The following is a 315-nucleotide window of genomic DNA, read 5'->3' on the forward strand; positions in this document are numbered from 1 at the left end:
AGTCTGGATTGGTGAAGCATCTATTCAAACTCCTTGCAGATGCGTCGCCCAAGTGGGTCGTGATCGAAAATGTGCGCAATATGCTGTCACTAGATCGCGGCCAAGCCATGGCATACCTCGTCCGTGAATTTGAGCGACTTGGCTACCGCTGGGCATACAGGCTGGTTGATTCGCGTTTCACCGGTGTGCCGCAACGCCGACAGCGAGTAATCGTCGTGGCGTCCCAGACCGAGGATCCGCGGAGAGTTCTCTTCGCAGACGACGCCACAGAAATGCCAGATAGCGAATACGCAGACGACGCTTTCGGATTCTATT

1 protein-coding gene is annotated in these 315 nt (G+C 54.9%); it reads left to right on the plus strand.

The window, feature by feature from the left end:
• Nucleotides 1-11 precede the first annotated feature (11 nt).
• A partial coding sequence (locus IH48_RS35570) for a DNA cytosine methyltransferase (RefSeq protein WP_199810051.1) occupies nt 12-315 on the plus strand: 304 nt, incomplete at its 3' end.

The sequence above is a fragment of the Streptomyces sp. NRRL F-5126 genome, assembly GCF_000721265.1.
In the GTDB taxonomy this organism is placed as follows: domain Bacteria; phylum Actinomycetota; class Actinomycetes; order Streptomycetales; family Streptomycetaceae; genus Streptomyces.